This is a genomic window from Pseudomonas sp. NFACC41-3 (genome assembly GCF_900109505.1).
GTDB lineage: Bacteria > Pseudomonadota > Gammaproteobacteria > Pseudomonadales > Pseudomonadaceae > Aquipseudomonas > Aquipseudomonas chlororaphis.
Genome location: NZ_FOAE01000001.1, coordinates 1,466,055 through 1,479,631 on the forward strand (window position 1 = coordinate 1,466,055; position 13,577 = coordinate 1,479,631).

A 13,577-nucleotide genomic window follows, 5' to 3' on the forward strand; every position below is an offset into this window, starting at 1 on the left:
ATCAGGCGTCGGCCCGGCGCTTGAGCAGCAGGGTCAGGCCCAGGGCGCTGAGCGACAGCAGCGCCGCGCAGAAGAAGATCCACGAATACCCCAGATTCAACGCCACCGCGCCCATCAAGGGCCCGGCAATCGCCAGCGCCAGGTCGAAAAACACCGCGTAGGCGCTCAGGCCGGCGCCGCGGCTGGTGCTGGGCACCTGCTTGATCGCTTCCACCCCCAGCGCCGGGTACACCAGCGACAGGCCGAAGCCGGCGAGCCCGGCGCCGATCATGGCGAACGCCGTCGATGGCGCCAGCCACAGCAGGATCAGGCCCAGGGTCTCGATGCTCATGCAGGCGATGGCCGCGCGATAACCGCCAAACCGGCTGATGCTGGAGATGAACAGCAGGCGCGAGAGGATGAAGCAGATACCGAATACCGTCAGGCAATAGGCCGCGCCGGTCCAGCCGCGGCTGAGGTAGAACAGGGTAATAAAGGTGGTCAGGGTGCCGTAGCCGATGGACGCCAGGCTCAGGCCGGCGCCGTACGGCGCGATACGGCCGAACACCGCGCGAAACGACAGGCGCTCGCCGCGGATCACCGGCACCGATGGCTTGTTGCGGATCAGCAGCAGGGCCAGGGCTGCCAGCAGCGACAGGGCCAGCCCCAGGCTTTCGAAACCGTAGTCGGCGACCATCACCACCCCCAGCGGCGCGCCGATGGCAATCGCGCCATAGGAGGCTATACCGTTCCAGGAAATCGAGCGCGCGGTGTGCTCGGCGCCGACCTGGCCCATGCACCAGCTGATGGTGCCCACGCCGATCAGGCCCTGGGCCACTCCCAGCAGCAAACGTCCCAGCAACAGGACGCTCAGGCTGAGCAGCGGCAATGTTTGCAGGAGGGTGGACGCCAGGGTCAGCAGCCCGCTGAGGAAAATCCCCGCCAGGCCGTAGACGATCGCCCGTTTGGTGCCGATGTTGTCCGACAGGCGCCCGGCCATGGGCCGGCTGAGGAGGGTGGCCAGGTACTGCGAGCCGATGGTCAGCCCGGCCACCACCGCGCTGAAGCCCAGTTCGCCGTGGACGTAACCCGGCAGCACCGCGATCGGCAGGCCGATGCAGAGAAACGCGATAAAGGTATAGAAGACGATAGAGACGATCTGCAGGGTGATCGCCATGGAGCTGGGCACGGGCTGTTGTTGCGCAGACATGAGGGCTCGTTCGCGGGCGGGCGGTTGGAGAACCGCATCATGGCGCGGGCCGGAAATAAAAGGAAGCAGGCTAACGATTTCTTTATGGCCGGGTATTTGCGGTACCAGGGACCAGCTCAGCGCGAGTCGCTGCTTTTATATAAGGCATAAAAAAGCCCCGTCACCAGGACGGGGCTTGCAGACTGGCAACCAGCGGGCGTTCCTTAGAACACCACGCCCTGGCTGCGCAGGTAGTCGTCGTAGGTGCCGCTGAAGTCGGTCACGCCGTTCGGGCTCAGCTCGATGATGCGAGTGGCCAGGGACGACACGAACTCCCGGTCGTGGCTGACGAAGATCAGCGTGCCCGGGTAGTTTTCCAGCGCCAGGTTCAGCGCCTCGATGGATTCCATGTCCAGGTGGTTGGTCGGTTCGTCCATCACCAGGACGTTGGGCTTTTGCAGGATCAGCTTGCCGAACAGCATGCGACCTTGCTCACCACCGGAGATGACCTTGACCGACTTGAGGATCTCGTCGTTGGAAAACAGCATGCGGCCCAGGGTGCCACGGATGATCTGCTCGCCCTGGGTCCACTGGCCCATCCAGTCGAACAGGCTGACGTCGTCTTCGAAGTCATGGGCGTGGTCCTGGGCGTAGTAGCCCAGCTCGGCGCTTTCGGTCCACTTCACCGAACCGGCGTCCGGGGTCAGCTCGCCCATCAGGGTACGCAGCAGGGTGGTCTTGCCGATGCCGTTCGGGCCGATGATCGCCACTCGCTCGCCGGCTTCGACGGTGAAGCTGAAGTTCTTGAACAGGGTCTTGCCGTCGAAGCCCTTGGACATCTGCTCGATGGTCACGGCCTGGCGGTGCAGCTTCTTGGTCTGTTCGAAGCGGATGAACGGGCTGACGCGGCTCGATGGCTTGACCTCGGCCAGCTGGATCTTGTCGATCTGCTTGGCGCGGGAGGTGGCCTGCTTGGCTTTCGAGGCGTTGGCCGAGAAGCGGCTGACGAAGGTCTGCAGCTCGGCGATCTGGGCTTTCTTCTTGGCGTTGTCCGACAGCAGTTGCTCGCGGGACTGGGTCGCCGCGGTCATGTACTCGTCGTAGTTGCCCGGGAACAGGCGCAGCTCGCCGTAGTCCAGGTCGGCCATGTGGGTGCAGACGCTGTTGAGGAAGTGACGGTCGTGGGAAATGATGATCATGGTGCTGTTACGCGCCGTCAGAATCGTTTCCAGCCAGCGGATGGTGTTGATGTCCAGGTGGTTGGTTGGTTCGTCGAGCAGCAGCACTTCCGGATCGGAGAACAGCGCCTGGGCCAGCAAGACCCGCAGCTTCCAGCCCGGAGCCACTTCGGTCATCGGGCCGAAGTGCTGTTCCAGGGGAATGCCCAGGCCCAGCAGCAGTTCACCGGCGCGGGATTCGGCGGTGTAGCCGTCCATCTCGGCGAAGTCGGTTTCCAGCTCGGCCACGGCCATGCCGTCTTCTTCGCTCATTTCCGGCAGCGAGTAGATGCGATCGCGCTCGGCCTTGACCTTCCACAGCTCTTCGTGACCCATGATCACGGTGTCGATCACGGTGAATTCTTCGTAGGCGAACTGGTCCTGGCGCAATTTACCCAGGCGAACGTTCGGCTCCAGCATGACCTGGCCGCCGGACGGCTCGAGGTCGCCGCCGAGGATTTTCATGAAAGTCGACTTGCCGCAACCGTTGGCGCCGATCAGGCCATAGCGGTTGCCGCCGTTGAACTTGACCGAAACGTTCTCGAATAGCGGCTTGGCGCCGAACTGCATCGTGATGTTAGCTGTGGAGATCAATTACTTTACCTATCAAGGGGTTGCGAGCATCGTGTGGGCTCTTGGGCCATTCCCGGGGCATTCTGGAGCTTTTCCATTTCGCCAGGGTCGAGCCAGGGTCGAGCCAGCGAGCATAAGTAGACAGCAACATCTGGACGCTATGGCCAAGTTGCTGGGCAATAAAGGTGGGAGGTCATGTTGGAATTTGGCGCGCATTGTCGCATATGTGCGCCGGCAGTTGTATGACAGTGACCCACGGATTTTTCATCCAGGCCGATAAGCGTCAGGCGTTGCAAAAATCGCCGCTGCGGATTTGTCCCGGGCAATGCGACTTAGGTCGTGGCACGGTGGACGGACACATTTTCACAAATCGGAGTTAACCTTTGGTTACAAACTGTGGCTAAAATGCCGACCAGTTGCCACATGCCATCATTGGCATGGGCTCAGGGACGTGCCTTCAGGACCTCTTATCGCTTTCGGACGCTGCATATGACCCCGGCCCAGGTGGCCTATGTGGGGGCGCAGTATGTTCTCTTCTGACATGTGACGATTTCCGTGAAACTCATCATTGCCGCTGTTTACGTTTTATCCATCGCGTATGTGCACCTGCGTGGTCGCGTGCGCCATAAACTGGGCCGCCAGCTGAGTGATCACTCGACCTTCCTGGCCCCGATCAACTGCTTCCTTTATCTGTTCTCGAAGATCCCCAACCGCCCGTACCTCGATCCGGCCGACTTTCCCGACCTGAGCCCGCTGCAGGCTCACTGGGAAGAAATCCGCGCCGAGGGCCAAAGCCTGCTCAGGGCCGGGGAGATCAAGCGTTCGGAGCAGTACGACGACGTCGGCTTCAACTCATTCTTCAAGACCGGCTGGAAGCGCTTCTACCTCAAGTGGTACGGCGACAGCCATCCTTCGGCGATGAAGCTGTGCCCGCGGACCACCGAACTGGTGCAAAGCATCGGCTCGATCAAGGCGGCGATGTTCGCCGAACTGCCGCCGGGCTCGAAGCTGGTGCGCCACCGCGACCCTTATGCCGGTTCCTACCGTTACCACCTGGGCCTGGAAACGCCCAACAGCGCCGGTTGCTACATCAATGTCGACGGTGAGCACTATCACTGGCGCGACGGCGAAGCGGTGATGTTCGACGAGACCTACATCCACTACGCGGAAAACACCACCGAGCAGAACCGCATCATCCTGTTCTGTGACGTCGAGCGGCCGATGAAGTACCGCTGGGCCGCCGCCTTCAACCGCTGGTTCAGCCGCACCGTGATGGCCGCCGCCGGTTCGCCCAACGATGCCGGCGACCGCACCGGGGGCCTGAACCGCGCCTTCACCAGGCTGTACAAGATCCGCCTGCGCGGTAAAGAGCTGAAAAAGCGCAACCGCAAGCTTTATTACCTGGAAAAGTGGGCGATCTTCGCTGCGCTGTTGCTGCTGTTCATCTTCATCTGATTCGCCGCACGGCGAATCGCTGATCGCGGGCAAGCCTCGCTCCTGTATGGGCTCTGCAGGAACGAGGCTTGCCCGCAATCATTTCCTCAAGGCTTGTCCGCCCCCAATTGCTGCCACATCTTCGCGGTGATCCGCTGCCGATGGGCGTAGCCGTGCCACGGATCCTCGGTCAAGGCCTCCAGGCGCTGACTCAGGTTCGCCACATTCCACTGCTGGGCATGCCGGACATCGCCCAGCTCATCCCGCGCGATAGGCACCGAGACCGGCAGCCCGGGGCGCGCCCGTACCGAATAGGCGGCCACGGTGCTGGCGCCACGGGTATTGCGCAGGTAATCGACGAAGATTTTGCCGACCCGGTTTTTCGGGCCCATGGTCGCGGTGATGCGCTCCGGCAACTGCTGCGCCATGAATTGCGCGATGGCCTTGGCGAAACCCTTGACCGTGTCCCAGTCGGCCTTGCGCGCCAGCGGCACGACCAGGTGCATGCCTTTGCCGCCGCTGATTTTCAGGAAGACCTGCAAACCCAGCTCATCGAGCACCGAAAGGGTCAGTTGGGTGGCCTCCAGCATGCTTTTCCAGGGCAGGGCCGGGTCCGGGTCGAGGTCGAGCACGAACAGGTCCGGGGTTTCGATCTGGTCGTGGGTCGCGCCCCAGGTGTGCAGCTCGATGGTGCCCATCTGCACCGTGCCGATCAGCGCCGCAGTACTGTCGATTTCCATCAGGCGCGCGTGGCCGGGGTCCAGCGCCGGGTCGAGGTGGCGGATATGGGGGATGGCCAGGTGCTCGGCATGTTTCTGGAAAAACTGCTCGCCTTCCACCCCTTCAGGGGCTCGCAGCAAGGACACCGGCCGCTCGCGCAGGTGCGGCAGGATCTGCTGGTCGATGCTGGCGTAGAACTGCGCCAGTTGCAGTTTGGTGGTGCCAGACTGCTTGTCGATGACCCGTTCAGGGTGGGTGATCTTGACCCCGGCGACGCTGTGAGCGGCTGCCTTATCCGAACGGGCGGGCGTGCTCCGGCTGCGGGTCTCGACGGCCTTGGAGGTCTGCGGCTGCTCGCGGACGATTTCCCTGGCCGGCTTATCGCTGCGCAGGGCGATGAACGCCGCCTGGCGCACCACCTGTTCGCGGGTCCACTCGGCGAACTCGGCTTCGGCCACCAGTTGCGGTTCGATCCAGTGCACGCCGCGGGCCTGGGCCGCGGTCAGGGGCTTGGCCAAAGGCGATGAATCCCGCTCAAGTTCCTGCATCCGCTCATGCAGCTGCTTCAAGGTCTTCTGGTCGAAACCGGTGCCGACCCGGCCGGCGTACACCAGCCCGCTCGCGTCGTTGACCCCCAGCAGCAGGGCGCCAAAACCGCTGCGCGAACCTTGCGGGCGGGTATAGCCGACCACCACGAACTCCTGGCGCAGCCGGCATTTGAGCTTGATCCAGTCGGCGCTGCGGCGCGACACATAGGGGCTGCCGGCCCGCTTGCCGATCACTCCCTCGAGGGACAGGGCGCAGGCACGTTCGAGGACGTCCTGGTGGTGGGCGGCAAAGGCTTCGGAAAAGCGCAGGACCTTGCTCGATTTGCGCCCGAGCGCCTGCTTGAGGGCCTGACGGCGTTCCTCCACCGGCGTTTCGCGCAAGTCCTCGCCCTGCAGAAAAGGCGCATCGAACAGGTAATAGATGATGTCCACGCTGCGGCCGATATCGAAGGCGTTCTGCAGCGCCTGGAAGTCCGGCAGGCCTTCGTCGTTGAGCACTACCATTTCGCCGTCCAGCCAGCTGTCCTTGAGCTTCAGGGCGGCCAGGGCCTTGGCTTGCTGGGGCAGGCGGCTGGTCCAGTCGTGGCCGTTGCGGGTCAGCAGGCGCACCTCGTCGTCCTGGATTCGCGCCAGGATCCGGTAGCCGTCGAACTTGATCTCGTAGCGCCAGTCGCCGCTGGGCGCCTTGTCCACCAGGGTTGCCAGCTGCGGCGCCAGGCTTTGCGGCAGGACCACGGATTTTTTCCCCGATGGTTTCTTCGCGGCTTTTTTTGCAGCCTGGGGTTTGGCGCTGGCGGCTGTGCTGTAGCCCACCGTGGCACCGCTGAGCACGCTTCTGGGCAGGGCCTGGACCACGTCGTACTCGTCGCTCGGTCGCGCCTGGGCATCCTGCTCCTTGATCAGCAGCCACTGTTCCTTGTCGCCGCTGCCGCGCATATGGGTGCGCACCAGGGTCCAGTCGCCGCCAAGCTTCTCGCCGATCAGGGTGAACTTGAGCTTGCCCGCCCGATAGCTGGCGGCGGGGTCGTCATGGGGTTGCCAGACGCCATGGTCCCAGACGATCACGTCGCCGGCGCCGTATTGCCCGGCGGGGATGCTGCCTTCGAAATTGCCATAGCTCAGCGGGTGGTCTTCGACATGCACCGCCAGGCGTTTTTGCCTGGGGTCCAGGCTCGGGCCCTTGGGCACCGCCCAGCTTTTCAGGCTGCCGCCCAGTTCCAGGCGAAAGTCGTAATGCAGGTTGCGCGCATCGTGCTTCTGGATCACGAAACGCAGGGCTGAGGTGGACTTGGCGGAGGGTTTGTCCGCCGCCGGCTCCGAGGTGATTGCGAAGTTGCGCTTGCGCTGGTATTCACTCAGGGATTTGGCCATGACCCACTACCTCGTATGGCGAGCCGCGTGGTTCAGGCGCGGGAGCTCTTCGTGGTTTTCCTGGTCTTGCCGGGTTTGTCCGGGCTGGCGGGCGCCTTGCTCCTGGATCTGCTTCCCAGGCTGCGCTTGAGCATCTCGGTCAGGTCGATGACATCGGCGCTCTTGCGTTGCTCTTCGCCGGTGCTGCTTTCCACGTCCTCGATCTTGCCGGCCTGGGCCTTTTTCTCCACCAGGGCCATGATTTTGTCGGTGAAGCTGTCGCGGTATTCCTCCGGCTGCCAATCGGTGCTCATGTCCGCCACCAGGCGCTTGGCCATGTCCCGTTCGCCCTTGGCCAGGTCCGGGTGAGTCACTTCCGGCCCCAGGGCCAGTTCGTCGAGGCTGCGCACCTCGGCCGGCCAGCGCAGCATCACCAGCACCAGCGCCGACTCCAGCGGCATCAGCGCCGCTAGATGCTGGCGGGTGTGCAGCACCACCAGGGCCAGGGCGACTTTCGAGGTGCTCTGCAGGGTTTCGCGCAGCAGCGCATAGACCTTGCCGCCACGCTTGTCGGGGGCGAGGAAGTAGGGGGTGTCGATGTTCTGCAGCGGGATCTGCTGGCTGTCGACGAAGGCGAAGATGTCGATGGTCTGGGTCGACAGCGGGTGGGCCGAGCGGATTTCGTCCTCGCTGAGCAGCACATAGCGGCCTTTTTCGTAGGCCACGCCCTTGACGATATGTTCCTTGCCGACTTCCTTGCCGGTGACCTTGTTGACCCGTTTGTAACCCACCGGGTCCATGGTGCGCTGGTCCAGCCAGTCGAAGTCCACGCCCTGGGAGGAGGTCGCCGAGACCAGCGCTACCGGAATGTGAACCAGACCGAAACTGATCGCGCCTTTCCAGATTGCCCGTGCCATGAGCCTGTCCCCGTATTGACTGTGGAATCGCCATGCAGCGACTGATTTTCAGGTGACCCGTGGCGCGGCGCGAAAGTTTCCCCGGGGTGCCGGCCTGCATAGGGCAAGCCGATAACTCGTGTTACATGTCTGGCGGATTATTTAATTAACAAGGCCGAACGCGCGACGTAGCCTGGACTCGAATGCGATAACTCGTCGCCATCCAAGAGGGTCGCCATGAACAATCTGCTTCGCGCTCTTGTCGCTTTTGCACTGATGAGCGGGGCCAGCGCCGTGGCGTTCGCCGCGCCTCAGGCGGCGCATCCGGACAGCAGCCCAACGTCCGCCATGCTGTTGGCGCAGAACCTGCCCGGCAGTAACAACAACCCCTACAACAGCCCGATACGCCGGGCCAACCCCAACAGCATGCAGGGCACCCAGCCCAGCACCCCGGCTGTCCGTGGGGTTAATCCAGTACCCGTGCAACGCCCTCCGACCCTGGAGAACGGCGGCATCGGCAACGGTTACCCGCGCACCATCACCCAGCCACGGATCATCGATCCGACACCCGTGACCCCACCGCGTAACCAACAGCAGCGATAAACGCTGACCGCCCGAGGCCGATGCCGACCCCGGGCGGAACCCTTTTTATCGACAGAAGGAATTGTGCATGTTGCGTAAAACCCTCTTGGCAACCGTCTGTGCCAGTCTTTTTCTGAGCAGTGCGCTACCGCTCGCGGCCGCCCCGAGCCAACAGTTGCAGAGCGAGCTGGGCCCCCTCAGCGTGACCCCGCTGGTCGGAGGCCTGGACCACCCCTGGGCCCTGGCGTTCCTGCCGGACCGCCAGGGCATCCTGGTGACCGAGCGCCCAGGCAACCTGCGGCTGGTCGGCGCCGACGGCAAGCTCTCGGCGCCCCTGGACGGCGTGCCGCAGGTCTGGGCCAAGGGCCAGGGCGGCTTGTTGGACGTGGTGCTGTCGCCGGACTTCAAGCAGGACCGCCTGGTCTACCTGTCCTACGCCGAAGGCGGCGGCGAGGGCGGTACGGCGGGGACGGCGGTGGGGCGCGGACGGCTGTCCGAGGACCTGAAGACGCTCAAGGATTTCCAGGTGATTTTCCGCCAGGCGCCCAAGCTCTCCACCGGTAACCATTTCGGTTCGCGCCTGGTGTTCGACCGCGACGGCTACCTGTTTATCACCCTGGGGGAAAACAACGAGCGCCCGACCGCCCAGGACCTGGACAAGTTGCAAGGCAAGATCGTGCGCCTGTATCCGGATGGCCGGATCCCGCAGGACAACCCCTTTGTCGGCCAGCCGGGCGTGCGCCCGGAGATCTGGTCCTACGGCCACCGCAACCCCCAGGGCGCGGCGCTCAATCCCTGGAGCGGCACCCTGTGGGATAACGAGCACGGGCCCAAGGGCGGCGACGAAATCAACCTGATCGAGCGTGGCAAGAACTACGGCTGGCCCCTGGCGACCCACGGCATCAACTACTCCGGCGCGCCGATTCCCGAAGCCGAGGGCAAGACTGCCCCAGGCACCGTGGGGCCGCGGCATGTCTGGGAGAAATCCCCCGGCATCAGCGGCATGGCCTTCTACGACGGCGACCGCTTCAAGGCCTGGCAACACAACCTGTTCATCGGCGCCCTGGCGTCCCAGGAACTGATCCGCCTGCAATTCGACGGCGACAAGGTGGGCCACGAGGAGCGCCTGCTGGGTGAACTCAAGGAGCGCATCCGCGACGTGCGCCAGGGGCCGGACGGTTATCTGTATGTGCTGACCGACGAGGACAAGGGCAGGCTGTACAAGGTTGGCCTGGAATAACCCAGGCCCTTCTTCTGTAGGAGCGAAGCTTGCTCGCGAAAAAATCTTCAACGATAACGCGTGTTGGCAGGATGAATCGCCGCTTCGCGGCTATCGCGAGCAAGCTTCGCTCCTACAGAGGCACTGCGGGCGGGTAGAGGATCACCGCCGCCTGCAGCTTGCCACTGCCGAAACGGCACATCTTGGCGAACTCGCCGTGGCTCACCGGCAGGTGCTGGCAATCCATCGGCTGGCGGTGCTGGCTGTGGTCGACATCGGGATCGTGCAGGTAGACGAAGTCTTCGTCGCAGTCGGTGACCATCACCCAATGCGGGGCCTTGGAGCGGGTCAGGCGGTAGCTGCTGATCAGCACCAGGGGCTGGCCGCCGTCGGCCAGTAGCTTCGGCAGGTCCAGCGGGCCGCCCAGTACCTGCAAGACGTCGCTGCTATCCAGCTGGGCGCAGAACTCCTCATGCACCAGGCGCATGACGTCTTTTTTATGCTCGTCGCGCACTCCGCCGAGAAACAGCGGCCCCCGGGTATTGACCTGCAGCCTGACCCTGAAGCCCCGGCGCCACGCGGCCAGCGCCAGTCCCTGGGGGCTGCAGCCGCCGTGGCCGGAGGTCATGAACACGGTGGTCGCCTCGCGCCACAGCTGCAGTTCTTCACGGCGCTCCAGGGCGCGCCCGGGTTGCAGCGCGGCCATGGCCATCAGCAGGCAGGCCGGGCCGCAAGTGAAGTCGGTGGTCTGCTGGTAATAGGGCACGCGGATGGCGCGGGTCTCGCGATGCTGCAGGATGCGCTTTTCCAGGCGCAGGGCATCGGCGTGGTCCTCGTAGTAGTCGTGCAGCACGGCGAAGCGCCGGTAGCCGCTGCGTTCGTACAGGGCGATGGCCGTCGGGTTGTCGCTGCGCACCTCAAGCCGCAGGTAGGCGCAGTCATGCTCCCGCGCGCGGGCTTCGATCCGCTCCAGCAGGCGTTTGCCCAAGCCCGACCCGCGGGCCTCGACCGCGATGGCGATCGAGTACAGGCGGGCCAGGGACGTACCGCGATGGAACAGCACCAGGGCATAACCCAGCAGCTGTTGCGCCAGCTCGGCGACGATCAGGCACGCATGGGCGCGGCTGATCATCCACTGGAAGCTGCGCACCGTCAGGCGATCGGTGGTGAAACACTGCTGTTCCAGTCGCACTAAAGCAGGCAAGTCCTCAGGTGTGGCAATGCGAAAGACAAGATCCATATAACCGCCGTAAAAGTTGCGTAACGAAACGAGACTTTCGAAAAAGTTCGTGCTTAATAGAAAAGGTCTTGTTCTTAAGCGGATCAAACATTATGTCAGCGGTACAAGGTCATTGGCGTGGAGTATCCGAGCAAAGTCTGCCGGCGACAATAACTCCGGTTAATTATTTTTCAGCGATGAGTGAAACTTCCAGTCAGTTGCTGATTATTGTCGAGCGCAAGGAAGATTGGGCCTCCTACTTCCCCAGCGAAGACATCCTCAGCGCTCAGGAGTACCTGGAACAGACCCGTGAAACCCAGCCCGGCAAGCGGGTCCAGGTGATCAACCTGTGTCGCAGCTACAAGTACCTGGGCCACGGTTACTACTGCTCGCTGCTGGCCGAGGCGCGGGGGCACAAGGTGATCCCCTCGGTGCGCACCATCAGCGAACTGACCCGCAAGTCGCTCTATGGCCTGGCCCTGGACGACCTGGATAAAACCCTGGAAAAGGCCCTGAGCAATCATCTTTACAGCGATACCGAAGGTTTTACCCTGACCCTGTACTTCGGCAAGACTCATATCGAACCGTTACAGGAGTTGGCGCGGCAGTTATTCGAAGTCTTTCCCTGTCCGATATTGCTGGTGGACTTCAAGCGAACTAACGGTTGGCATATCGAAGGCGTGAAGTCCGGTGCCTTACATAAGTTGCGCGAAGACCAGGAAGATCAGTTCGCCCATTCCCTGGACAGTTTCAGTCGCAAGATCTGGCGCATTCCGCGCTCGAAAAGATTGGCCCGCTATGACCTGGCGATCCTGCATGACCCGCAGGAAGCCTTGCCACCTTCCAACGCCCGGGCGCTGGAGAATTTTGTCCGGGTCGGCAAGGGCCTGGGCATCGACGTCGAACTGATCGAGAAGAAGGATTACTCGCGTATCGCCGAGTACGACGCCTTGCTGATCCGCGAGACCACCAGCGTCGACAACCACACCTACCGCTTCGCCAAGAAGGCCGAAAGCGAGGGCCTGGTGGTGATGGACGACCCGGCCTCGATCCTGCGCTGCACCAACAAGGTCTACCTGACCGATCTGCTGAAAAGCCACCAGCTGGGCATGCCCGCCACCGAGATTCTCTACAAGGAACGACCGGAAGACTTCGAGCGGGTCGGCGAGCGTTTGGGTTTCCCCTTGGTGCTGAAGATTCCCGACGGTTGTTTCTCCCGCGGGGTGATCAAGGTCGAGAGCCAGCAGGCGCTGCTGGAAGCCACCGCCGAGCTGTTCGAGCATTCGGTGTTGCTGTTGGCCCAGGAGTTTTTCTACACCGAGTACGACTGGCGCATCGGCGTGCTCAACCGCAAGCCGATCTTCGCCTGCCAGTACTTCATGTCCAAGGGCCATTGGCAGATCTACAACCACAAGGCCAAGGGCCAGGACATCAACGGCGAATGCCGCACCCTGGCGGTCCACGAGGCGCCGCGGGCGGTGGTGGAACTGGCGGTGAAGACCGCCAACCTGATCGGCGACGGCCTGTACGGCGTGGACCTGAAACAGTCCGGCGACAAGGTGGTGGTGATCGAAGTCAACGACAACCCCAACCTGGACGCCGGCATCGAAGATGCCTACCTGCGCGACGACCTGTATTCCCTGGTGCTCGAGGAGTTCGTCCGCCGCCTGGAACTCAAGCGCCGCGGGCAGGCCTGGTGAACGGCCGATGATCAAGAGCTACCAGTTGAGCCAGGGCCGCCTGCTGCCGGTGGAGCGCCTGGACGCCGAAGTGATGCTGTTCAGCAATCCGGACCCCGCCGAGCGCGATCTGCTGCGCACCGGCTTCAAGCTCGACGAACACGCCCTGGCCTCGGCGCTGGACCCGGACGAGGTGTCGCGCATCGAGTTTCACCCGGACAACCTGTTCCTGATCTGGAAACGCCCGGAGAACTACTCCGGCGGCGGCAGCCTGTCGTTCGAGGTGTCGTCCTGCGGCCTGCTGTTTTCCCCGCAACGCCTGCTGGTGATCGCCCACGACGACAGCCAGCTCAGCGGCCTGGGCGCGCGGCAGGCCCTGAATAGCCCCCTGGATGTGTTGCTGGACCTGCTGTCGACCAACATCCATCACTACCTGGGGCACCTCAAGGTGATCAAGATGGTCGCCCGCGAGTTGCAGCAGCAGTTCAACGACTCGATGGAAAACCGCCACCTGATCCAGATGTTCAACCTCAGCGAAAGCCTGATCTATTACATCAATGCCATTCACAGCAACGGCGCGGTGCTGACCCGGCTGCGCAACCACGCCGAGAAGGCGCACTTCAGCGCCGAGGCCGTCGGCCTGATCGACGACCTGATCATCGAGAACAACCAGTGCTACAAGCAGGCGGAGATCTATTCGACGGTGTTTTCCGGGCTGATCGACGCGCGCGGCAACCTGATGAACAACAACATGAACAGCCTGTTGCGCAAACTGACCCTGATCAACGTGGTGTTCCTGCCGCTGAACCTGATCGCCAGCATCGGTGGCATGTCCGAATTCAGCATGATGACCGCCGGCACCCCGTGGCGGATTGCCTACCCGCTGTTCCTCGTGGCGATGCTGTTGGGGGCAGGGGGGATGGTGCTCGGGCTCAGGCGCCTGGCCGGTGGCAACGGCAAGTGCGCCTGAGG

At 63.1% G+C, this 13,577-nt stretch carries 10 protein-coding genes and 1 pseudogene; 5 read left to right on the plus strand and 6 right to left on the minus strand.

Annotated features, from left to right (window positions below; translation table 11 throughout):
• Position 1 precedes the first annotated feature (1 nt).
• The 3 genes and pseudogenes from BMY68_RS06655 to BMY68_RS30035 all read right to left on the minus strand — a co-directional run.
• The gene (locus tag BMY68_RS06655) at positions 2 to 1,189 is read right to left on the minus strand and encodes an MFS transporter (protein ID WP_085530918.1); all 1,188 of its coding nucleotides are present in this window, start codon (positions 1,187 to 1,189) and stop codon (positions 2 to 4) included.
• Between the two features lie 203 nt (positions 1,190 to 1,392).
• Positions 1,393 to 2,979 (minus strand): ABC-F family ATPase, encoded by a 1,587-nt coding sequence (locus BMY68_RS06660; protein WP_009043780.1) that lies wholly within the window; start codon positions 2,977 to 2,979, stop codon positions 1,393 to 1,395.
• Between the two features lie 5 nt (positions 2,980 to 2,984).
• Positions 2,985 to 3,201 (minus strand): annotated as a pseudogene (locus BMY68_RS30035) (integrase); the annotation flags it as partial.
• Between the two features lie 312 nt (positions 3,202 to 3,513).
• Between BMY68_RS30035 and lpxO the strand changes: the two are divergent.
• Positions 3,514 to 4,413 (plus strand): lipid A hydroxylase LpxO, encoded by a 900-nt coding sequence (lpxO, locus tag BMY68_RS06670; RefSeq protein WP_062825821.1) that lies wholly within the window; start codon positions 3,514 to 3,516, stop codon positions 4,411 to 4,413.
• 86 nt (positions 4,414 to 4,499) lie between these two features.
• Here lpxO and ligD read toward each other — a convergent pair whose 3' ends face one another.
• Positions 4,500 to 7,031 (minus strand): DNA ligase D, encoded by a 2,532-nt coding sequence (gene ligD / locus BMY68_RS06675; RefSeq protein ID WP_085530917.1) that lies wholly within the window; start codon positions 7,029 to 7,031, stop codon positions 4,500 to 4,502.
• Positions 7,032 to 7,063: 32 nt separating this feature from the next.
• Positions 7,064 to 7,927 (minus strand): non-homologous end joining protein Ku, encoded by an 864-nt coding sequence (locus BMY68_RS06680; RefSeq protein ID WP_085530916.1) that lies wholly within the window; start codon positions 7,925 to 7,927, stop codon positions 7,064 to 7,066.
• A 216-nt stretch (positions 7,928 to 8,143) separates the two neighbouring features.
• Between BMY68_RS06680 and BMY68_RS06685 the strand changes: the two genes are divergently transcribed.
• Positions 8,144 to 8,509 carry a hypothetical protein gene (locus tag BMY68_RS06685; protein WP_085530915.1) on the plus strand — a complete coding sequence of 122 codons (366 nt, stop codon included), beginning with the start codon at positions 8,144 to 8,146 and terminating at the stop codon, positions 8,507 to 8,509.
• A gap of 67 nt (positions 8,510 to 8,576) precedes the next feature.
• The gene (locus BMY68_RS06690; protein ID WP_085530914.1) at positions 8,577 to 9,728 is read left to right on the plus strand and encodes a PQQ-dependent sugar dehydrogenase; all 1,152 of its coding nucleotides are present in this window, start codon (positions 8,577 to 8,579) and stop codon (positions 9,726 to 9,728) included.
• A 112-nt stretch (positions 9,729 to 9,840) separates the two neighbouring features.
• Here BMY68_RS06690 and rimI read toward each other — a convergent pair whose 3' ends face one another.
• Positions 9,841 to 10,947, minus strand: a complete 1,107-nt coding sequence (gene rimI, locus BMY68_RS06695) for a ribosomal protein S18-alanine N-acetyltransferase (protein ID WP_085530913.1) — start codon at positions 10,945 to 10,947, stop codon at positions 9,841 to 9,843.
• 176 nt (positions 10,948 to 11,123) lie between these two features.
• Between rimI and BMY68_RS06700 the strand changes: the two genes are divergently transcribed.
• Both BMY68_RS06700 and BMY68_RS06705 read left to right on the plus strand, forming a co-directional pair.
• Positions 11,124 to 12,626, plus strand: coding sequence for a RimK family protein (locus BMY68_RS06700; RefSeq protein ID WP_175534813.1), 1,503 nt, complete (start codon positions 11,124 to 11,126; stop codon positions 12,624 to 12,626).
• A gap of 7 nt (positions 12,627 to 12,633) precedes the next feature.
• Positions 12,634 to 13,575 carry a magnesium transporter CorA family protein gene (locus tag BMY68_RS06705; protein WP_085530911.1) on the plus strand — a complete coding sequence of 314 codons (942 nt, stop codon included), beginning with the start codon at positions 12,634 to 12,636 and terminating at the stop codon, positions 13,573 to 13,575.
• Positions 13,576 to 13,577: the final 2 nt, after the last annotated feature.